This window comes from Streptomyces sp. NPDC051578 (assembly GCF_044454045.1).
Taxonomy (GTDB): Bacteria; Actinomycetota; Actinomycetes; order Streptomycetales; family Streptomycetaceae; genus Streptomyces.
This window is the reverse complement of record NZ_JBITDH010000005.1, coordinates 1-20,897: the sequence shown is the minus strand read 5'-3', so window position 1 is coordinate 20,897 and position 20,897 is coordinate 1. Positions and strand designations below refer to the sequence as shown.

The following is a 20,897-nucleotide window of genomic DNA, read 5'->3' as shown; positions in this document are numbered from 1 at the left end:
GGTGCGCCTCAGGTGTTTCATATGCTGGACGGGTCGGCATATCGTCGTGCACACCAAAAGCCGCGACAAATCAGCGGTTTTCGTCCTGTACGGGCACCCCTGCGGACGGAAGGATTCCGCTCGGGGCGGCCTCCGGCCGGGAATCCTGCGCCGGCGCCCCGACCGGCACCTGCGGCCCGTCCGCCTCCCGCAGCCAGCGCCGCAGGACGTGGTGCACGGCTTCCGCGCCCACCAGCGCGGGTCCCGGATCCGACAGCTCCGGCGGCCACATCAAGAACGCGTGCCCCTGCTCCCCGCCGAGGCCGCCGTGCGAACCGATCTGCTCTTCGAAGGCGTGCACCGTCCCGGTCCGCGGGTCGCACGCCGAGTTGACCATGATGTCGGCCACGTGCGGGAAGGAGTCCGTGCGGCGGACGGCCTCCGCCGCGCCCGGGCCGAACCCCGCCAGCAGCGCCTCCGCCTCACCAGGCCGGTCCAGCCTGGCCGTCGCACCGCCCGGGCCCAGCACCTCGCCGTCCACGAGCAGGAAGCCGACCCCCGGATGGTTGGCCAGGGTGGGCAGCAGGGCGGGGTGGGCCCGCTCGATCCAGGCCCGGCCCGCCCGCCCCGGAACGTCCGGGAAGGAGATCAGCCCGAGGTTGCCCGATGCCAGGACCACCGGGTCGGAACCCGTCGCCGGGTACTCCTCCTCCCCCTCCTCCACCGGCCGGTGCAAGGCGGCGAGCACCGCCGCCCGGGCCTCGGCGCCGCTGCGGGTGCGACCGGCCCGGCGGGACACCGGCAGCCCGCAGCCCGCCCGGACCAGGTCCTTCAAGGTGAGCCCGTACCGGCCGAGGAAGGTCTCCCCCGGGCTCTGGCCGTGGTCCGAGAGCAGCACGATCCGGTAGGCGCGGGGGGCGTGCTCGGCGACCCGGGTGATCAGCGCGAGGCTGCGGTCCAGGCGGGCCAGCACCTGATCGGTGTCCGGGCCGTGCGGGCCGCAGTGGTGGGCGACCTCGTCGTAGGCCACCAGGTCCGCGTAGACGGCGGCCCGCCCCGCGAGCATGTCCCCGATGACCGCCGCGACGACCACGTCCCGTTCGACGACGGTCGCGAAGGCCCGGATCAGCGGGTACAGGCCCCCGCGGCCGACGCGCGGGCTCTGGCTGCGCGCCCGGGCGCGCAGCGACTGGCCGATCTCCCGGCCCACCTCGGCGACGAAGGAGACGGCGGTGCGCACGGCGTTGGCCGGGTCCGAGAAGTACGCGAAGTAGCCCGCGCGGGAGCGGTTGGCGCGCCCGCGCCGGGCGGAGAGGGAGAGCACCAGCGCGAGCTGGTCGGCGCCCCCGCTGAACAGGTTGCCGCGGCTGGCGCCGTCGAGGGTGAGCAGGCCCCCGTCGCCGGTGCGGGCGATGGCGCGGCGCTGGAGTTCGGCGGCGCTCGCGGGGCGGTTGCAGACCATCACCTCGCCGGTGTCCTTCTCGTACCAGCGGAAGGCCGGCACGTCGAAGGCGGAGCCGTGCAGGATGCCGAGCTGACTGGCGCCGGTCTGGCTGGACCAGTCGGTGCGCCAGGGCATGACGCGGTGGCCCCGCGCCAGCAGGCCGGCCGCCGTCGGCATCAGACCGCGCTCCAGCGCCCGGCGCAGTTCCTCGTGGCCGACCCCGTCCAGCTGGAGGAAGACCAGGCCGGGCGCCGGGCGGTCCGCGCCACGTGCCCGGGCGCCGGGACCGCGCCGGCGGCGCCGGTCGGCGAGCCGGTAGAGCCTGCGGCGGTACGCCTCGTCGTCCCGTACGGCGAGCGCGGTGGAGGTGGCCGACGCCACCGCGGACATCGCCGCGGCGACGACCACCGCCGTCTCGGGGGCCACCTCGCCGTGGCCGTCGGGGATCAGGCCGATCGCGATCAGCAGCAGCGAGCCGTTGAGGAAGAAGACGAGCAGACCGAGCACCAGTGCGGGCACCAGCAGCAGGGCCCGTACCAGCAGCGGCCACACCAGCGCGCTCAGCAGACCGAAGGCCCCCGCTCCCCACGCGGCCGTCAGGCCGATCCGGGTCAGGCTGTCGCCGCCGGGACCCGCCGCCTGGAGGCGGAAGTCCGGCAGGACGCCCGCGAGGACGAGCATGGTGAGCGTGGACACCGCCCACACCAGGATCACCCGCACCAGCGCACTGCCCGCCGTGCGCCACCGCCGTCGCCCCACGCCGCACCCCCGTTCCCGGTCTCCCCTGCCAGCGTCGCACGGGAGGGGGCGTACGGGAGCGACACTCGGATCCGGTCCTACGTCCCGTCGTAGCCGGCGGTCGGCATGGAGAGCCTGCGGTGCACCTCGGCCTTCATGGCGGAGGTGTACGTCGGCTCGTCCTGGCCCGCGGTCTCCAGCCGGACGCCGCGCCGCTCGCATTCGGCGGTGAACTCCTCGACGGAGCGCAGCGCACGGGCCAGGACCCGGCGGTTGGCGGTGACGAACAGGTCGACCTGTCCGGCGTCGATGTCGCGCCAGAGGCCGCAGTGGTCGGCGCGCAGACCGTAGACCAGCAGGTGCCGTGTCACGACGTACCCGTGTTCGGCGGCCCAGCGCGCGCACATGGCGTGCTGGCCGCGGGTGTCCACGGCGAAGGGATCGGCGTCGAGTTCTTCGAGCGGGGCCAGGCTGGCGATCGCGGCCACGCGCAGCGCATCCATGGCGCGAGACCATACTCCGGTCGCCGTCCGGGGAGGAGGGGGCGATCGGTCACGGTTGGGCGGGCTTCTGACGTCGTGCGCCCCCGCGGATCACGGGAGTGCCCTTACCCTCGGGGGACGAGGAGGGAGAGCCACGTGGCGGTGGAGATCACCTGGTGGGGGCATGCCACCTGCACGGTGGCGGACTCCGGCGTCCGGGTGCTGACGGACCCGCTGTTCGCGCGTCGGCTCGCGCACTTGCGCAGGAGGCGCGGGGCGCTGCCGCCGCCCGAGGCGGCCGACGCGGAGGTGGTGCTGGTCTCGCACCTGCACGCCGACCACCTGCACCTGCCCTCGCTGGCCCGGCTCGCGCCCGGCACCCGGCTGCTGGTGCCGCGCGGGGCGATGGGGGCCGTACCGGGACTGGCCCGGCTCGCGCGAGTGCGCGGGCTGGCGGTGACGGGGGTGGCGCCGGGCGACGAGGTCACGGTGGCCGGCGGGCTGCGCGTGCGGGCGGTCAGCGCGCGGCACGACGGCCGGCGGGTGCCGTTCGGGCCGCAGCGGGCACCGGCGCTCGGGTACGTGGTGCAGGGCTCGGCGCGGACGTACTTCGCGGGGGACACCGGGCCGTTCGACACGATGGCCGAGGAGGTCGGGCCGGTGGACGTGGCGCTGCTGCCGGTGGGCGGCTGGGGGCCGTATCTGGGGCCGGGGCACCTGGACGCGGGCCGGGCGGCGCGGGCACTGGCGGAACTGGCGCCCGCGGCGGCGGTTCCGGTGCACTACGGGACGTACTGGCCTATCGGCATGGATGCCGTCCGGCCGCACGAATTCCACGCCCCGGGGGGCGAGTTCGTACGCCTCGCGGCCCGGCTCGCCCCGAAGGTGACGGTACGGGCCCTCGCACACGGTGACCGGGTGCGGCTGCCGTGACCCTGTGGCAGGACGCGGCGCAGGGCACCCAGCAGGCCGTGGGCTACCCGGCGTTGTTCGTGCTGGTGGCGCTGGGGGCTCTGGTGCCGGTGATCCCGACCGGGGCGCTGGTGAGTTCGGCGGCGGTGGTGGCGTTCCATCAGCGGGCTTTCCCCTTCGGGCTGTTACTGGTGTTCGCGGTGGCCTCGCTCGCCGCCTTCCTCGGGGACCTCGCGCTGTACTGGCTCGGGCGCAGCGGAGTGCGCTCACGGGGTGGTTCGCGGTGGCTGGAGCGGCTGCGGGGCCGGGCCACGCCGGAGCGGCTGGCGCAGGCGCAGCGCAGGCTGGACGAGCACGGGGTGCTGGTCCTGGTCGTCTCGCGGCTGGTCCCGGCGGGGCGGATCCCGGTGATGCTGGCGTGCCTGCTGGCGGGGCTGCCGCTGCGGCGGTTCGCGCGGGGCGACGGGCCGGCGTGCCTGGCGTGGGCGGGCACGTACGGACTGATCGGGGTACTGGGCGGGTCGCTGTTCTCGCAGCCGTGGAAGGGCGTGGCCGTGGCGGTGGGCGTGACGCTGCTGATCAGCGGGGCCCCGGCGCTGTGGCGCCGGCTGCGTCCGGCGCCCTGAACGGGCGGGGCAGGCCGAACGGTCGGGGCCTCGGGCGGTCTCCGCCCTCCCACGGGGCCGGCTCGGGCCCGGCGGTTCAGTCGGCCAGCTCCGCGAGGACCGACCGGAGCCGGTCCAGCGAGGCCCGTACGTGGGGCAGTTCCAGGGGGTCCCGGGCGGTGAGGGAGGCCAGCCGCTCCCGGGGCCGGGAGCCCAGCAGCGGTCCCGTCGACAGGCGGACGCGCAGCGCGTCGGGCGAGTCCGCGAACCGCTGGCCGCCGGGCGTCGGCGCCCCCAGCCGGGCGCCGAGCCAGTCCTCCAGCTCCATCGCGTCCCCCACGCCCTGCCGGGCCAGCCCGGTGCGCAGCGGGGTGAGGTCCGCGTAGAGGTGGCGGCCGGCCTGCGGGGGCCGGGCGAACGCCCCGGCGGCGAGCAGCTCGTGGTGCGCGGCACCGGCCACCGCGCCGTGCAGGGCGGCGGCCGCGTAGGCCCGTTCTCCGACGGCGTCGGGTTCGCCGAGCGCGTGGGCGGCGGCCCCGGCGACCGGGCCCGCGACGAGCGCGCCGGTGGCGGTGAGGACGTCGAGCGTGCGCGCCCTCAGCCAGGTTCCGCGCGGGGTGCCGGGAAAGCGGACCACCGCCGCGGGCCAGCCGGCCGGCAGCAGGGCCCCGGACAGGTCGAACAGTACGGCGGCCCGGTCGGGGAGCATCTCGGCGGGGCTCAGCACCAGGGTCTCGTGCGGCCGGTGCACGGTGTCCCGCCAACTCTCGTCGCTGACCACGAACAGCCCGGCGGACTCGGCGGCCTCGCACGCCTCGCGGAGCATCTCCGGCGGCGGCACGGTGGCGGTCGGGTCGTCGGCGACGGACAGCAGCAGGACGCGCGGGTCACCGCCTTCGGCCCGCACCCGGCGGACGGTCTCCAGCAGGGCGTACGGGTCCGGTACGCCGCCGCACTCGGCGGGCGTCGCCACGTGGTAGGCCCGCCGTCCCAAGAGCCGGACCTGCGGCGTCCACCAGGCGGGACACGGCCGGGGCAGCATCACATCGCCCCCGTACGCCCCGAGCAGCGCGAGCAGCAGACCGGGCGCACCGGGTCCGGCGGCGACGTTCTCGGGCCGGGTCGGCAGTCCGCGCCGGGCCCAGAAGCCGCACGCTGCCTCCCGGACCGCCTCCCCGCCGCCCGGGGGCTCCGGGGTGGCCCGTCCGGCGGCCCCGGCGAGGACGGCGGTGAGTTCGGGCAGGACGGGGAGGCCGGGCTGGGGGGCGGGCGGCCCGTAGCGGACGTTGCCGCGCTCCTCCGCCGTGGTCCGCCCCGGCCCCGCCGTCCCCGACATCGCGCCGCCGCCTTCCGTCGTTGCGCCGTTCGGTCCAGGGGTCGCCCTCACCCGCCGGATCATGCCCTTTATACGGCCATTCACCCGATATCGCCCGTCCGGGTGCCTCGGGCGCTCCGGGCCGACGAGTCGTCCCTCCGGAATGCGGCCGTCGGCGGCGATGGCCCGGGAGAGGTCCCACGCGTGCACGACGCAGTCCACGGCGGCCGGGTCCCAGGCGGCGACCGGGTCCCACCGAGGACGTCACCGGAGAGTTCGTCGCCGACCTCTTCCACCGCGCGGCCTTCGGCGACCAGCGGTGGTACCCACAGCTGCTCGGCGGTGACGTGGTCGAGCAGGTCCCGCACGGTCCACTCGGTGCAGGGGGTCGCAGCCGCCCACTGCCCGTCCGTGACGGCGCGCACCCGCGCACCGAACGGCCGCAGCGCCTCGGCGTGCTCCCGCAGCAGCGTTCCGGGCATGGGTCCCACCGCCCTCCGGCGTGGTCGGCCCCCATGGGCCCACTGTCCTCGCACCGGGCCCCGGCTGCCACCGACCGGGACACCGCCCTTGTCCCGCACGAAGTGCGTCCACATATCAAAACGCATATCTCAGATGTCGAGCGGATCCCCTACGGTGATGACACGCTTCGACGAGGAGGAGTCACCGCCATGAAGGAGACCGCCGTCTACACGCACGGCCACCACGAGTCGGTCCTGCGCTCGCACCGCTGGCGCACCGCCGAGAACTCGGCCGCGTACCTGATCGGCGAACTGCGACCGGGCATGTCGGTCCTGGACGTCGGCTGCGGTCCCGGCACCATCACCGCGGACCTGGCGGAACTGGTGTCCCCGGGCGGCCGGGTCACGGCGGTGGACGCGGCGGCGGACGTGCTGGAGCAGGCCCGGGCGTGCGTGGAGCGGCGCGCGCCCGCGGCTCCCGTCGAGTTCGCCACGGCGGACGTGCACGCGCTGGACTTCCCGGACGACTCGTTCGACGTGGTCCACGCCCACCAGGTACTGCAGCACGTCGGGGACCCGGTACGGGCCCTGCGCGAGATGCGGCGCGTATGCCGGCCCGGCGGGATCGTGGCGGCGCGGGACGCGGACTACGCGGCGATGACCTGGTTCCCCGGGACCCCGGGTCTGGAGGAGTGGCTGGACCTGTACCGGCGGGTGGCGCGGGCCAACGGCGGAGAGCCGGACGCGGGACGCCGGCTGCTGTCGTGGGCGCGGGCCGCCGGCTTCACCGAGGTGGCGTCCTCGGCGACGGCCTGGTGCTACGCCACCGCCGAGGAGGTCGCCTGGTGGTCCGGTCTGTGGGCGGACCGCACGACGGCGTCGGCGTACGCGTCGATCGCGACCTCCGGCGGCCACGCCACACCGGCCGCACTGGCGTCGATCGCGGAGGCCTGGCACACGTGGGGCGCGGCGCCGGACGCCTGGTTCTCGGTCCTGAACGGGGAGATCCTGGCCCGCGCGTGAGCCGCGTGCCGCTCGCGCGCGGGGACCGGCGCCCAGGCGCCAGGCGCCCAGGCGTCTGGCTCAGGGCATCAGGCCTCAGGGCGTCTTCGGCCGCATGCGGAAGTCGTACGCCGGCGGCAGGGGGCGGTCCGTGAGGGTGGACCAGATCTGTTCCAGGGTTTCCTCCCCCTCGCGCAGGTCCGGCACTTCGAAGCCGTCCTCGAAGACCCGCCGGGCCGCGCCGAGGTGGCCCTCCGCCGCCAGCAGCCGCGCGGCGAGGAGCCGGAAGCGGCCGTGTTCGCGCAGGGCGGGCCGCAGCCGGTCCCAGACGGAGCGGGCCGCGGCGAGGCGGCCGGCCGCCAGCAGGGCCTCCAGCGCCTCCCGCCCCAGCGCGGACTCCGCCGCGAGCCACGGTTCGCCGCCGCGGCTCTCCTGCACCAGGTCCTCGAACGCCTCGGTGTACCGGTCCGCGGCCCGTTCGGGGTCGCCGGCCAGCGCGTCGGCCACCGCCAGGCACCTCAGCAGCGGCCACCGCGACGGTGCGAGCGCCAGGCCCCGCTCCCAGCTGCGTACCGCCTGGGCCACGTCGCCGGCGTGCCACTGGGCGACGCCCAGGTGGTACTCGGTCAGCGGGTCGGCGGGGGCGGTCTCCAGCATGTCCCGCCAGTGCGGGGCCACCAGGGTGTCCCCCGGCGGAGCCACCCTGCGCGGCGCGGGGAAGACACCCGTGCGCCACAGCTCCAGCCAAGGTGCCTGTGCCTCCCCCAGCGTCGACTCCGGGAAGGGGGTGCCGGGCAGCTTGAATCCGCCGCAGAGCACCTCCAGCGCGCCCCACCCGCTGCCCGTCGCCAGCCGCTCCCCCGGCGTCTCGTCGGCCGCCCCGCGCCACGCCGCGTACGCCGCCTCCACCCGCTCGGCGGGCAGCGCGGCGTCCAGCGCCGCCGCGGCCGCGCCGCGCGCCGCCGCCCAGTCGGGGCCGTGCACGGCGGCCGGGTCCGCGGACAACGGCCCGTACGCCTCCAGCCAGGCGAACTCCTCGCCGGCCTCCAGGCGTACGTGCTCCAGCTGGGTGCGGGCCAGCCCGGCCTGGATCTCGGCGTAGCCGCCCGTACCGGGCTCGGTCAGCCACTCCTGCCACCGCCGGCCGCCGTCGCCCGAGCCCCACGTGAACAGCTTGCGCCCGCGCAGCAGCCCGGTGGAGGTCTGCACGAGTCCGCGGCCCTCGGCGTCGAGGGAGGCGATCCAGGGCCGGACGCCGTCCGGGACCTCGTAGAAGAAGTCTGCGGGGTGGCCGCTGCGCGGCGGGTACGTGCGGTCCGCGCCGTCCCACTGCGGCAGCGGGATCCGCCGCAGCGAGCGCTCGTACCCGAAGTGCCAGGCCTCGTCCGCCGGGGCCAGCACACGGCTGCCGGGGTCGTCGGGGACGGCGGTGTTGGACCACCAGTAGACCGGGGCGGGCCGCTCGTGGGGGTTGCGGACGCGGACGCCCGCGTACAGGAACTCCGAGTCCTGCGGCAGCCACAGGTCCACCTGGAACGGCAGGTCGCGCAGCCGCTCCCACTCCCACAGCCGGACCATCACGCCGCCGTCCGGCGCCGGGACGAGCGCGGCGTGCAGCGGGGCGCAGGACAAGGTGGTGTGGCCGGTGGCGCCGGTGTTCCATTCCACGCCGCCGGAGAACCAGGCGCCGTTGAGGGCGAAGTTCGCGGGCTGGAACACCGGGTTGCGGTAGAGGAGTTCGCGCCCGGTGGGGAGGTGGACGAGGGAGTGGATCCGCCCGCCGAGCCCTGGCAGTACGGTGGCGCGCAGGTGGGCGTTCTCGATGACGACCGCTTCGAAGTCCTGTTTGCGCCGCTCGCGCCGGTACCCGTCGCGGATCCTGACCGGCAGCAGGGAACGCAGCGGTTCGTATCCGATCTGGCGGGCCATGTCGCGCGGCAGCCCGCGGCGCGCCTGCTCGTCCAGTACGTGTACCTCGGCGGGCGCGCGCAGGGCGGGCAGGGGGTTCTCGGGGCCGGTCGGGGCGGCGGGGAGGGTGAGGACAGCGCGTCGGACGGTGGTGGCCATGGAGGAATGGAACACGCCGTACCGGCCGGTGCACAGGGGTTCTGCGGATCACCACCGGTCAGGATTACGCAAAGCGGTGGCCTGGGGTCCGGTCGCGGCCGTCCCGGCGGGGGGTGTCAGGGCTCAAGCCGCAGCTCCGGTACGTCCGTCCGTTCGAGGCCGAACACCTGGGTGTACAGGGAGAGTTCGGCTTCCAGGGCGCGGATCATGGTGTCCGCCCGCCGGAAGCCGTGGCCCTCCCCCTCGAAGGTGACGTACGCGTGCGGCACCGAACGGCCCCGCAGGGCCGCCAGGAAGCGCTCCGCCTGGGCCGGCGGGCAGACCGGGTCGTCCAGGCCCTGGAGCAGGACGAAGGGGGCGGTGATCCGGTCGGCGCGGGCCACCGGGGAGCGTTCGCGGCAGCGCACGCCCAGGACCGGCGGCGGTCCGGCCAGGCCGTCGACGTAGTGGGACTCCAGGTCGTGGGTCTCCTGCGCGAAGCCCGTCAGGTCCAGGACGGGGTAGATGATCGCCGCGCAGGCGTACAGGTCGGTGGCCGCGAGGGAGGCGGCGGCCGTCCAGCCGCCCGCGCTGGCGCCCCGGATCGCGAGCCGGTCGGGGTCGGCCGTGCCCTCCGCGGCCAGCGCCCGGGCCACGGCCGCACAGTCCTCCACGTCGACCACGCCCCACTGCTCGCGCAGCCGTTCGCGGTAGGCGCGGCCGTAGCCGGAGGAACCGCCGTAGTTCACCTCGACCACGCCGATGCCCCGCGAGGTGAAGTAGGCGATGTGCAGGTCCAGTACGGGCGGCACGTGGTCGGTGGGGCCGCCGTGGGCCCACACCACGTACGGGGGCAGCTCGTCGGCGGGCGCCGGGCGGTCGGGGTGGTGCGGCGGGTAGACGTGGGCGTGGACCTCCCGCCCGCCCGGACCGAGGAAGGTCCGGCTCTGCGGCTCCGGGTAGTACGCGGGGTCGACGGGGTCGACGGCCCGGGCGCCGATGACCCGGGCGTGGCCCGAGGCGGTGTCCAGCTCGACCACCTCGTAGCCGCTGCGCGGGCTGGCGGCGACCCCGTACACCCGGGTGTCGTGGACGGCGAGGGTGGGCTGCCAGGCCGTCCAGGGGCCGGCCGCGTCGACGAGGTCGCCGGTGTCGGGGTCGAGTACGCCGAGCACCGAGGAGCCCTGGCCGTGCAGGACGGCGACCAGCCGGTCCGGGAGCGGGACGAGCCAGCCGAGGCCCGGCTTCCACAGCGGGCCGCCGAACTCCTCCTCGCGCGGGCACAGGTTGACGGCCGCGCCGGTCTCCGGGTCGACGCGGTACGGGTTCCACCAGCCGCCGCGGTCGCTCACCGCGAGGAGGGTCCCGTCGGCGGCCCACTCCACCTGGGCCACGGCCTCGTCGGGTCCGCCGAGTACGGTGCGCGGCTCCACCAGGACGCCGGAACCGGTGACGTCGGCCACCACCAGTTCGGTGCCGTCCCAGGGCATCCGCGGGTGGTCCCACACCAGCCGGGCCGCGAACCGCCCGTCGGGGGAGATCCGGGGGCCGGTGGTGAACCGGTGCCGGTCGTCGGTCAGCTCCCGCACCAGGGACCGGTCGGCGGCGGCCGACCCGTCCAGCGGTACGGCGGCCGTCAGGCGGCGCACGTCGGTGGGTGCGGGTCCGGTGAACTCCTCCAGCACGCACCACACCTCGCCGCCGCGCAGCACCGGGTCGGCCCAGCGCAGTCCGCCGCCCACTGCGGACACGGGGGTGAGGGGCCTGGGCGGGGGGTTGCCGGGCGCGTCCGGCTCGTACGCGTACAGCCGCTGGTCGGCGTGGTGGACGAATACCACCAAAGGGCCGCCGGTGACGCGTTCGGTCCCGGCCCAGGGGCGGCCCCCGTACTCGGTGAGCCGGCTGCGGACGTTCCACGGTGCGTCCAGCACCGAGCGCTCGGGGCCCCCGTCCGCGGGCCTGCGGACCAGGGTGCGGCGGCCGCCTTCGGCGGGCCGGGGTTCGGTCCACCACACCTCGGGGCCGACGGTGCCCACGTACTCGGGCCGCCCGTCGAGCGAGGCCGCCAGCGCGGCGTCGATGGGCGAGGGCCAGCTCCCGTAGGGCGGGGCCGGGGGTGCCGTCATCGCGCGGCCCCCGTCACAGGGTGCGCAGCGCACGGTCGAGCACCCGGACCCCGAAGTGCAGGGCGTCCACCGGGACCCGCTCGTCCACGCCGTGGAAGAGGGACCAGTAGTCGTAGCCGGGCGGCAGCTTGAGCGGGGAGAAGCCGTAACCGGTGACGCCGAGCCGGGAGAACTGCTTGGCGTCGGTGCCGCCCGCCATGCAGAACGGCACCACGTGGCCTTCGGGGTCGAAGTGCTCGACGCTCTCGCGCAGGATTGCGTACGTCCGTCCGGTGACGGGGGCTTCGAGGGCCACTTCCCGGTGCTGGAACTCCCAGTGCACGTCGGGTCCGGTGAGTTCGTCGAGGGTCTCGATGAACTCCGCCTCGCCGCCGGGCAGCATCCGCCCGTCGACGTAGGCGGTGGCGTGCTCCGGGATGACGTTCAGCTTGTAACCGGCGTGGAACATGGTCGGGTTGGCGCTGTTGCGGAGCGTGGCCTCGGCCAGGCCGGCGGCCGGGCCGAGTTTGCCGAGGAGCCCGTCGAGGTCGAAGTCCCGGCCGCGCGGGTCCACGGACAGGCCTTGGAGGGCGGCGAGTTCGGTGAGGCAGGCGGTGACGGTGTCGGTGAGCCGGACGGGCCACTCGTGGGCGCCGATCCGGGCGACGGCCGTGGCGAGGCGGGTGACGGCGTTGGCCCGGTTGGGTTTGGAGCCGTGGCCGGCGGTGCCGTGCGCGGTCAGCTTCAGCCAGGCGGTGCCGCGTTCCCCGGCGGCGATCGGGTAGAGGGACCGGCCCGGGCCGGTGTGCAGGGTGAAGGCGCCGGATTCGCTGATGCCCTCCGTACAGCCCTCGAACAGCTCCGGGTGGTGGTCGGCGAGGAAGCCCGATCCGTCGATCGCGCTGTCCTCCTCGTCGGCGGTATAGGCGATCACGATGTCCCGGCGGGGCTTGGTCCCGGTCCGCGCCCAGGCCCGTACGACGGCCAGCACCATCGCGTCCATGTTCTTCATGTCGACGGCCCCGCGGCCCCAGACCACGCCGTCGCGGACCTCGCCGGAGAAGGGGTCCACGCTCCAGTCGGCGGCCTCGGCGGGGACGACGTCGAGGTGGCCGTGGACGAGGAGGGCGTCGGCGGACGGGTCGCTGCCCTCGATCCGGGCGACCACGTTGGTCCGTCCCGGGGTGCGCTCCAGCAGGACCGGCTCCAGCCCCGTGGCGGCGAGCCGCTCGGCGACGTACTCGGCGGCGGGCCGTTCCCGGCAGTCGCCGCCGCCGCGGTTGGTGGTGTCGATGCGGATGAGGCCGGAGGTGAACTCGACCGCTTCGTCGAGCGCCGTCCGGTCCACCGTCCCGCCCGTCGGGCCGTCGGTGGCGTGCGTGGGCTGCGTGGGGTGCATGTCAGCCATACTGCTCCTCCACGGCCGCCGAGACGACCGTCGTGACCGCCTTGAAGGTACGGATGCCCTCGTACATGGTCTCGCTGGTGTACGCCACGCGGCGCTCGCCCGAACGTGCGACGCCGGGGACCACCGTGGCGGCGGCCGGCAGGTGCTCGGCATCGAACTCCACCTCGACGGTGAACGGGCCGTGCGCGTGGGGTTCGTGCCGGACGGCCAGGGGCGTGGCCCGCTTGGCGGCGGCGCGGATGTCGGCGGCGGTGCGGGCGGGGGTGCGGCAGACCGCCGCGTAGCGCGAGACGTGGTCCTTGACGGCGACCCGCTCCGCGCGGGGCGCGTAACCGATGGCGTCGGCGCAGGTCAGGTCGTCTCCGGTGACCAGGACGACGGGGACGCCGTATTCGGCGACGACGTGGGCGTTCAGCAGGCCCTCGCTGGCGCGGACCCCGTTGAGCCAGACGCCGGTGATCGTGTTGGCGAGGTAGGTGTGGGCGAGTACGCCTTCGGTGCCGGCTCCGGTGTGGTAGCCGACGAAGGCGATGCCGTCGACGTCGCCGTGCTGGACCCCTTCGACCATGGAGAGGGACTTGTGGCGGCCGGTGAGCATCTCGGTGCGCTCGTCGAGCTGCTCCAGCAGCAGGTTGCGCATGGTCCAGTGGGCCTCGTTGACGAGCACCTCGTCGGCGCCGCCGTCGAAGAAGCCGAGGACGGCCGCGTTCACGTCGGAGGTGAACAGGGAGCGGCAGCGCTCCCACTGCGGGGTCCCGGGCAGTACGTCGGCGGGCCAGGTGACGCCGGTGGCGCCTTCCATGTCGGCGGAGATGAGGATCTTCATCGGGCCCCCGGTCGGTCGGGTCGCGGACGGTCCAGCCTAAGGGCTGTCCCGTGATCCGCGGCGGGTCAGCGCGCGGCGTCAGATGCGGTGCATCGCACGGCGGAGGGTTGTCCTCATACTGGGCGCATTCGGGCGATCCCGACAACGCGGCGAGGTGCCGTAGCCGGCGCCGCGCGCCCGCCGGGGATTGCCGGGGCAGCCCTAGGGTCCTGCCCGGGCGGTCTTCGAGGACCGGCCCGCGGCGCCGGATGCGGTGCGTCCCGAGGCGGAGGAGCGCCCTCGTACCGGACGCACTCGGGCGACGGCGACGGCGCAGGAAGGCGTCGTGGCCGACGCGCGGGCCCGGGCAGACCGACCGGACGGGGCCCGGCGCCGGGGGCGCCGCGGGCCCGGGCACGGGCAGCCTCACCGGGGCCCGGAATTCCACCCGAACCGGTGAGCCGCCCGGCGCCCCGTGCGGGCAACGGGCGTGCTCAGCCTTCGACTTCGGCGGCCAGGTTGGAGAGCACCGTGTCGTAGATGCGGCCGAGGCCCTTGGGCGCGAAGGTGCGCTCGAAGAAGCCGCCGATGCCTCCGGCGCCGTTCCACACGGTGGAGACGACGGCCCTGGACTTGCCCTCGCCGGCCGGGGTCACGGTCCAGGTGGTGACCATGGAGGAGTTGCGGTCCTTCTCCACGAGCTGGCCGTCGGTGGGCTCGCTGACCTCCAGCAGGCAGTCCCGTACGCGCTTGCTGGTGGCCTGGAGCTTCCAGTGGACCAGGGTGCCCTCGCCGTCTCCGCCCTCGCGCACCTCGTACTCGCTGAAGTGCTCGGGCAGCAGCTTGCCCCGGGTCCCGGTGTAGTCCGCCAGCGCGTCGAACACGGTCTCCGCGTCGGCCGCGATGATCCGCTCCGTGGTGGCCTCGACCTGCGCCATAGCTGTTCCTCCAGCAGTTGTGTCCGCTCGTCGCGGCAAGCCAACCACCTCGGGGGCGGGCGCCCAAATCGGCCCCGGCGGCCCCGGGACGGCCCGTACGGCCCCTGAACGCTCATCACATCGGGCCAATGGGCGCCGCAATCCGGGTTTCGGGGCGCGGTTTCCGGGACGATTCCGCCCAGAACCCTCGGCTGGGAGGCCCCATGCTCGACCCCCTGAACACGCGCGGCTCCAAGAAGGAGCGCGGACCGCTCAAGAACCGCGCCGCCGTCTTGCTGTCGATCGCGACCGTCGCCGCCGCTCTCGCCACGCCGGTTACGGCCGCCCCACTGGCCCCGGCAGGCACCGGCTCCGGCTCCGGCCCGGCGGCGGCGCCGCTGCGCTGGACCGGCTGCGCGACCACCCGCTACCCCTCGCTGCAGTGCGCCTCCCTCAAGGTCCCGCTCGACCACGACAACCCCGGCGGGCGGCAGATCGCCCTGGCGCTGACCCGGGTCCCGCACACCGCGGCGAAGTCGCAGGGCCCGCTGCTGGTCAACCCGGGCGGCCCGGGCGGCAGCGGCCGGGCGCTGGCCGGCTTCGTCGCCTCCGCGCTGCCGAAGGACGTGGCCGCCGCGTACGACGTGATCGGGTTCGACCCCCGCGGCGTGGGCAAGAGCGAGCCGGCCCTGGACTGCGCCACCGGCTACTTCGCCCCGGTGCGGCCGGACTCCGTCCCCACCGACGGGCGCGCCGAGCGGGCCAACCTCGACCGGGTCAGGTCGTTCGCAAAGTCCTGCCAGAGCAAGCACGCGGACGTGCTCCCGTACATCGACACCGTCTCGGCCGCACGCGACATGGAGACGCTGCGCACGGCCCTGGGCGCGGCGAAGCTCAGCTACTTCGGCTACTCGTACGGGACCTACCTGGGCGCGGTGTACGCCAAGCTCCACCCGGACCGGTTGCACCGCCTCGTCCTGGACTCCGTCGTCGACCCGGGCGGCGTCTGGTACGAGGACAACCTCGCCCAGGACCGGGCCTTCGACGCCCGCCACAAGGCGTTCCTGGCGTGGGTGGCCCGGTACGACGAGAAGTACCGGCTCGGCGGCGACCCGGCGGAGGTCGAGCGGCGCTGGTACGAGATGCGGGAGGCGCTGCGGGACGCTCCGGCGGGCGGGAAGGTCGGCGCGGCCGAGCTGGAGGACACCTTCATGCCGGGCGGCTACTACGACGGCTACTGGCCCAGCCTCGCCGAGGCGTTCTCCGCGTACGCCGTGGCCAAGGACGAGAAGCCGCTGGTGGCGGCGTACGAACGGTTCGGCGCGGTCGAGCCCGCGGCGGGCAACGGCTACAGCGTGTACACGGCGGTGCAGTGCCGGGACTCGGCGTGGCCGAAGGACTGGGACACCTGGCGGGCCGACATGTGGCGCACGCACGCTGAGGCGCCCTTCATGACCTGGAACAACGCCTGGTACAACGCGCCGTGCGCGTTCTGGAAGACGGACGCCCTGGCCGCGCCGGACGTAACCAACACGGCGCTCTCCTCGGCTCTGCTGTTCCAGGCGACGGAGGACGCGGCGACGCCGTTCGGGGGCGCCCTGAGCATGCGGGACAAGCTCAAGGGCGCGGCGCTGGTGGTCGAGGAGGGCGGCGGCAACCACGGGATCGCGCTGAGCGGCAACAAGTGCCTGGACGAGAAGCTGGCAGCGTACTTGCGGAGCGGCAAGGCGTCGGACGCCACCTGCCCGGCGCAGCCGGCCCCGAAGCCGACGGCGGCCACGCGCGCGATCCCGCGTTCCGCGGGCGGCGCGGCCCTGCACGGGCTGCTGGGCTTCCGGGGCTGAGCCCCGGGGCCCCGGCCCCGGTCAGCCGCTGCCCGCCCCGCCCGGGGCGGGCAGCGCGCGCAGGGCCTCGGTGGCCGCCACCGCGAGGCGCGGGTGGGACTGGGCGCGGGTGAGGACCTCGCGGGCGCGGGGGTCGGCCAGCGCGCCGAGGCCTTCGACGCAGGCCAGGGCGACGCGCCAGTACGGGTCGTGCGGCACGAGGAGCCGGGAGAGGGTGCGGATCAGCGCGGGCGCCGATTCGGGGGCCCGCAGGGCGGTGAGCAGCCGGACCGGGTGCAGGGCGTAGGCGGTGCGCAGTTCGTTCGTCGCCAGGGCCGCCGCCGCGCGGGCGGTGCGGGGGTCGCCGAGAACGGCCAGTGCCTGGGCGGCGGCCTCGCAGCGCGGGGGGTCCCGGTGGTTGAGCAGCAGCACCAGCGCCTCGAAGGCGCGCCGGTCCCCCGCCATCCCCAGCCGATACGCGGCCAGTTCACGCGCCCACAACGGCCGGCCGGGCGAAGTCAGCGCCCCCGCCAGCCCGTCCGGCCCGGCCGCCAGCAGCGCCTCGTACTCCGCCGACCGTCCCGATTCACTACCCAGCCGCTCCAGCACGTCGTTCACGCGCCCCACACTAGGGCCGCAGCGGTGTAGGTCACACGCGTTCGTCATCCCCGTGCTCTGGCCAACGGGTTACCGACGAGTTACGCTCCCCTCAACACGTACGGGACCGGCCTGGTGACGCAGCCGCCCCGTACCAGTCGGTCCGGTACCCCAGGTACCGCGAGCCCCGTACCGCGTGTTCGGGTACGGCGTTCCACGCACGGCGTGGCCCCGGGACAGGGTCCGTCGTTCTTCCGCCCTTCGGGTACCTCTGTGCGGAACCCCGGCCGCGTGCTGTGCGCCGCGCGCCGCGCCCTCAAGTCGTCACCTTCTTCCACTGGAGTCCCGCGATGGACCGTCCGTCCACGTCCAGTCAACCCACCCTCCAGACCGTCGCCGTCATCGGTCTCGGCACGATGGGCACCGGCATCGCCGAGGTGCTCGCCCGGGCCGGCCGCGAGGTCATCGGCATCGACGTCAGCGAAGGCGCCGCCCGCCGGGCCACCGCCGCGCTGGCCGCCGCGACGGCCCGTTCCGTCGCCCGGCAGCGGCTCACCGAGCCCGAGCGCGACGCCGTGCTCGCCCGTTTCCGCACCTTCACCGAGCTGGGCGCCGCCGCGGACGCCGACCTCGTCATCGAGGTCGTCCCCGAGGACTACGCGCTCAAGCAGCGGCTCTTTCGCGAACTCGACGCGATCGTCCGCCCGGACACCATCTTGGCCACCGGCACCAACGCCCTGTCGGTGACCCGGATGGCGGCCGAGTCGCAGCGCCCCGAGCGGGTCCTCGGCCTGCACTTCTTCAACCCGGCGCCGGCCATGAAGCTGGTCGAGGTCGTCTCCTGCGTGCTGACGGCCCCGCCCGCCGTCCAGGCGGTCACCGAGCTGGCCCGCGAGCTCGGCAAGGAGCCCGTCGCGGTCGGCGACCGCCCCGGCTTCGTCGCGGACGGGCTGCTCTTCGGCTACCTGAACCAGGCCGCCGCCATGTACGAGTCGAAGTACGCCTCCCGCGAGGACATCGACGCGGCGATGCGGCTCGGCTGCGGCCTGCCGATGGGCCCGCTCGCGCTGCTGGACCTGATCGGCGTGGACACCGCCCGTACCGTCCTGGAGGCCATGTACGCCTCCTCCGGCGACCGGCTCCACGCGCCCGCCCCGATCCTCGGGCACCTCGCCGAGGCGGGCCTGACGGGGCAGAAGGCGGGGCGCGGTTTCTACACGTACGAGGCCCCGGGCAGCCCGGTGATCGTGCGGGACCTCCAGACCCCGCCGGACGGGTCGCTGCTCGGCGCGGGCCGCGCCGTCGCCTCCGTCGGCGTGGCCGGCTCCGGCACCATGGCGAGCGGTATCGCGCAGGTCTTCGCGCAGGCCGGCTACCCGGTGGTGCTGGCGGCCCGCAGCCAGGAGAAGGCCGAGGCCGCCAAGGCCGCGATCGGCAAGTCCTTGGGCCGTGCGGTGTCCAAGGGCCGGCTGACCGAGGACGGCGCGGCGAAGACCCTGGCGCTGATCACCCCGGCGGGTTCGCTCGACGCCTTCGCCGACGTGGACCTGGCGGTGGAGGCCGTCGCCGAGGACCTGGCGGTCAAGCAGGAACTCTTCGCGGGCCTGGACAAGGTCTGCAAGCCGGGCGCGGTGCTGGCCACCACCACCTCCTCGCTGCCGGTGATCGCCGTGGCGCGCGCGACCTCGCGTCCTCAGGACGTGATCGGCATGCACTTCTTCAACCCGGCGCCGGCCATGAAGCTGGTCGAGGTGGTCCGTACCGTCCTGACCGCCGATGACGTCCACGCCACGGTCCGCGAGGTCTGCGGGAAGGTCCGCAAGCACGCGGTCGACTGCGGGGACCGGGCCGGTTTCATCGTCAACGCGCTGCTGTTCCCGTACCTGAACAACGCGATCAAGATGGTCGAGGAGCACTACGCGGGCATCGACGACATCGACGCCGCGATGAAGCTGGGCGGCGGCTACCCGATGGGGCCCTTCGAGCTCCTCGACGTGGTCGGCCTGGACGTGTCCCTGGCCATCGAGAAGGTCCTCCACCGGGAGTTCCGCGACCCGGGCCTGGCGCCCTCGCCGCTGCTGGAGCACCTGGTCGCGGCGGGCTGCCTGGGCCGCAAGACCGGCCGCGGATTCCGTGAGTACGCCCGCCGGTGATCCGCCTCCCGGGCGTCGCGACGCCCGGGCCCGCGAGCCGGATGCGTGGGGAGGGCTCTTCGGGTCCGCCGGACCCTCACGGCGGACGAACCCTCCCGACGAGCACTGTGTGCCCAGTGCCGGCCCTCCCCCGCATCCATCCCTGTCCCACCCCCCGCAGGCGCGCTCTCCTGCGCGAATGAAGTACTTTCGCTCTATGTCCCAGCCCGCCAAGACCTCGCCCCGCGCCGCCACGGCGTCCGACGCCCCGGAGAGCGCGGCCGGCACCAAGGCGGCCGCGCAGCGGCTCAAGATGCGCCGTGAGCTGGCGGCTGCCGCCATGGAGCTGTTCGCGACGAAGGGGTACGAGGCCACGACGGTCGACGAGATCGCCGCGACCGCCGGGGTGGCCCGCCGGACCTTCTTCCGGCACTTCCGGTCCAAGGAAGAGGCGATCTTCCCGGACCACGACGACACCTTGACCCGCGCCGAGGCCGTCCTCGACGTGGCCCCGGCGCACGAGCACCCGCTCGACACGGTGTGCCGGGGGATCAAGGAGGTCATGAAGATGTACGCCGCCTCGCCCGCGGTGTCGGTGGAGCGCTACCGGCTCACCCGCGAGGTGCCGGCGCTGCGGGAGCGCGAGATCGCCTCGGTGGCCCGGTACGAGCGGCTGTTCACGCGCTACCTGCTGGCCCACTTCGACGAGCAGGACCACAACGACGGCAACGACGATCCGCTGCTGGCGGAGGTCGCGGCCTCGGCGGTGGTCACGGCGCACAACCACGTGCTGCGGCGCTGGCTGCGTGCGGGCGGTCAGGGGGACGTGGAGGCGCAACTGGACCACGCGTTCTCCATCGTGCGCAAGACGTTCGGTTCGGGGATCGGCGCCGGCCGCACCCTCACGGGTCCGCCGGCCGCGCCCGCGGCGGTGCGCACGGAGGGCGAGGTGCTGGTGGCGGTGGCCCGCACGGACGCCCCGCTCGACGAGGTCATGCGGACCATCGAAGAGGCACTCAAGAACAAGTAGCGACTCCGGTCACACCAGTCCGGCCGAGGGCCGCCTCCCGTTTCGGGGGGCGGCCCTTCCGTTTGTCCGAGTTGCCCCTACTCGCGGGTAACTCTGATCGATCATCGCTCATCTGCGCAGGTCAAATGGCAAATGAGAGAAAGTTTTGGCACGCGGTGCCTTGCTGAGTGACACGGGGTGCCATACGTTGAAGTGGTCCGGATGTCCCCGCGGTCCACGTCCACCCGGCACGGACCGCGCCCCGGATGCCTGCGTCACCAGGCCCCCGTACGCCCCACCACAGGCGTCGCCGCACCACCGCTTTCGCCGGACCGACGGCACCACACCACACCCGTACCGCGCAGCCGCGTATCCCCTCAGCGCACCCTCATCAGCGCTTAGCCGGAGGCAATACCGTGAAGGACATCCTGGACGCGATCCAGTCGCAGGCCGCAACGGCCGCCGACTTCGCGGCCCTGCCGCTCCCCGACTCGTACCGCGCGATCACCGTGCACAAGGACGAGGCGGAGATGTTCGCGGGGCTCACCACCCGTGAGAAGGACCCGCGCAAGTCCCTGCACCTCGACCAGGTCCCGGTGCCGGAGCTCGGCCCGGGCGAGGCCCTGGTGGCCGTCATGGCCTCCTCGGTCAACTACAACTCGGTCTGGACGTCGATCTTCGAGCCGGTGTCGACCTTCAGCTTCCTGGAGCGTTACGGCAAGCTGAGCGACCTCAGCAAGCGCCACGACCTCCCGTACCACGTCATCGGCTCCGACCTCGCAGGCGTCGTGCTGCGCACCGGCCCCGGCGTCAACTCCTGGAAGCCGGGCGACGAGGTCGTCGCGCACTGCCTTTCGGTCGAGCTGGAGTCCTCCGACGGCCACAACGACACGATGCTCGACCCCGAGCAGCGCATCTGGGGCTTCGAGACCAACTTCGGCGGCCTCGCCGAGATCGCACTGGTCAAGTCCAACCAGCTGATGCCCAAGCCCGGCCACCTGAGCTGGGAGGAGGCCGCCTCCCCCGGCCTGGTCAACTCCACCGCCTACCGCCAGCTGGTCTCGCGCAACGGCGCCGGCATGAAGCAGGGCGACAACGTCCTGATCTGGGGCGCCAG

General features: G+C 74.5%; 17 protein-coding genes. 7 read left to right on the top strand and 10 right to left on the bottom strand.

The genetic code is table 11. From position 1 onward, the window contains the following. Positions 1-70: 70 nt before the first annotated feature. Together ACIA6C_RS21750 and ACIA6C_RS21745 are read right to left on the bottom strand one after the other, a co-directional pair. The gene (locus ACIA6C_RS21750) at positions 71-2,182 is read right to left on the bottom strand and encodes a phage holin family protein (protein ID WP_399278064.1); all 2,112 of its coding nucleotides are present in this window, start codon (positions 2,180-2,182) and stop codon (positions 71-73) included. Positions 2,183-2,259: 77 nt separating this feature from the next. Next, a complete protein-coding gene (locus ACIA6C_RS21745) occupies positions 2,260-2,664 on the bottom strand; it encodes a hypothetical protein (RefSeq protein ID WP_361132888.1) in 405 nt (134 codons plus the stop codon). Positions 2,665-2,799: 135 nt separating this feature from the next. On the opposite strand from ACIA6C_RS21745, the gene ACIA6C_RS21740 reads away from it, so the two are divergent. Both ACIA6C_RS21740 and ACIA6C_RS21735 read left to right on the top strand, forming a co-directional pair. Next, positions 2,800-3,576, top strand: coding sequence for an MBL fold metallo-hydrolase (locus ACIA6C_RS21740; RefSeq protein WP_399278062.1), 777 nt, complete (start codon positions 2,800-2,802; stop codon positions 3,574-3,576). After that, complete coding sequence (locus ACIA6C_RS21735; RefSeq protein WP_399278060.1) at positions 3,573-4,181, top strand: DedA family protein; 609 nt, start codon at positions 3,573-3,575, stop codon at positions 4,179-4,181. Before ACIA6C_RS21740 ends, ACIA6C_RS21735 begins: the two co-directional genes overlap by 4 nt. Before the next feature lie 76 nt (positions 4,182-4,257). Here ACIA6C_RS21735 and ACIA6C_RS21730 read toward each other — a convergent pair whose 3' ends face one another. Both ACIA6C_RS21730 and ACIA6C_RS21725 read right to left on the bottom strand, forming a co-directional pair. Beyond that, positions 4,258-5,496 carry an aminotransferase class I/II-fold pyridoxal phosphate-dependent enzyme gene (locus tag ACIA6C_RS21730; RefSeq protein ID WP_399278058.1) on the bottom strand — a complete coding sequence of 413 codons (1,239 nt, stop codon included), beginning with the start codon at positions 5,494-5,496 and terminating at the stop codon, positions 4,258-4,260. An 80-nt stretch (positions 5,497-5,576) separates the two neighbouring features. Further along, the gene (locus tag ACIA6C_RS21725) at positions 5,577-5,957 is read right to left on the bottom strand and encodes a maleylpyruvate isomerase N-terminal domain-containing protein (RefSeq protein WP_399278057.1); all 381 of its coding nucleotides are present in this window, start codon (positions 5,955-5,957) and stop codon (positions 5,577-5,579) included. A gap of 189 nt (positions 5,958-6,146) precedes the next feature. Between ACIA6C_RS21725 and ACIA6C_RS21720 the strand changes: the two genes are divergently transcribed. Next, positions 6,147-6,959 carry a methyltransferase domain-containing protein gene (locus ACIA6C_RS21720; RefSeq protein WP_399278055.1) on the top strand — a complete coding sequence of 271 codons (813 nt, stop codon included), beginning with the start codon at positions 6,147-6,149 and terminating at the stop codon, positions 6,957-6,959. A gap of 75 nt (positions 6,960-7,034) precedes the next feature. Here the strand turns inward: ACIA6C_RS21720 and ACIA6C_RS21715 are convergent, their stop codons facing one another. The 5 genes from ACIA6C_RS21715 to ACIA6C_RS21695 form a co-directional block, all read right to left on the bottom strand. Next, positions 7,035-9,005 (bottom strand): DUF5107 domain-containing protein, encoded by a 1,971-nt coding sequence (locus ACIA6C_RS21715; protein ID WP_399278053.1) that lies wholly within the window; start codon positions 9,003-9,005, stop codon positions 7,035-7,037. A 116-nt stretch (positions 9,006-9,121) separates the two neighbouring features. Next, on the bottom strand, positions 9,122-11,110 hold the full coding sequence (locus ACIA6C_RS21710; protein WP_399278051.1) for a prolyl oligopeptidase family serine peptidase: 1,989 nt from the start codon (positions 11,108-11,110) through the stop codon (positions 9,122-9,124). Between the two features lie 13 nt (positions 11,111-11,123). Beyond that, positions 11,124-12,488, bottom strand: a complete 1,365-nt coding sequence (locus ACIA6C_RS21705; RefSeq protein WP_399278680.1) for a M20/M25/M40 family metallo-hydrolase — start codon at positions 12,486-12,488, stop codon at positions 11,124-11,126. 1 nt (position 12,489) lies between these two features. Continuing rightward, entirely contained in the window at positions 12,490-13,323 is an 834-nt protein-coding gene (locus tag ACIA6C_RS21700) for a M55 family metallopeptidase (RefSeq protein WP_399278049.1), read from the bottom strand. A gap of 473 nt (positions 13,324-13,796) precedes the next feature. Further along, positions 13,797-14,240 carry an SRPBCC family protein gene (locus tag ACIA6C_RS21695; protein ID WP_361132911.1) on the bottom strand — a complete coding sequence of 148 codons (444 nt, stop codon included), beginning with the start codon at positions 14,238-14,240 and terminating at the stop codon, positions 13,797-13,799. Positions 14,241-14,443: 203 nt separating this feature from the next. Between ACIA6C_RS21695 and ACIA6C_RS21690 the strand changes: the two genes are divergently transcribed. Beyond that, positions 14,444-16,063 (top strand): alpha/beta hydrolase, encoded by a 1,620-nt coding sequence (locus ACIA6C_RS21690; protein ID WP_399278047.1) that lies wholly within the window; start codon positions 14,444-14,446, stop codon positions 16,061-16,063. A 21-nt stretch (positions 16,064-16,084) separates the two neighbouring features. On the opposite strand, the gene ACIA6C_RS21685 is transcribed toward ACIA6C_RS21690, so the two are convergent. Then, positions 16,085-16,660: a HEAT repeat domain-containing protein gene (locus ACIA6C_RS21685; protein ID WP_399278045.1), complete on the bottom strand. Its 576-nt coding sequence runs from the start codon at positions 16,658-16,660 to the stop codon at positions 16,085-16,087. 329 nt (positions 16,661-16,989) lie between these two features. On the opposite strand from ACIA6C_RS21685, the gene ACIA6C_RS21680 reads away from it, so the two are divergent. The 3 genes from ACIA6C_RS21680 to ACIA6C_RS21670 form a co-directional block, all read left to right on the top strand. Then, the gene (locus ACIA6C_RS21680; protein ID WP_361132920.1) at positions 16,990-18,792 is read left to right on the top strand and encodes a 3-hydroxybutyryl-CoA dehydrogenase; all 1,803 of its coding nucleotides are present in this window, start codon (positions 16,990-16,992) and stop codon (positions 18,790-18,792) included. Between the two features lie 196 nt (positions 18,793-18,988). Then, positions 18,989-19,801, top strand: coding sequence for a TetR family transcriptional regulator (locus ACIA6C_RS21675; protein WP_329199655.1), 813 nt, complete (start codon positions 18,989-18,991; stop codon positions 19,799-19,801). Between the two features lie 395 nt (positions 19,802-20,196). Continuing rightward, on the top strand, positions 20,197-20,897 hold a 701-nt coding region (locus ACIA6C_RS21670; protein ID WP_399278043.1), incomplete at its 3' end, for an alcohol dehydrogenase catalytic domain-containing protein.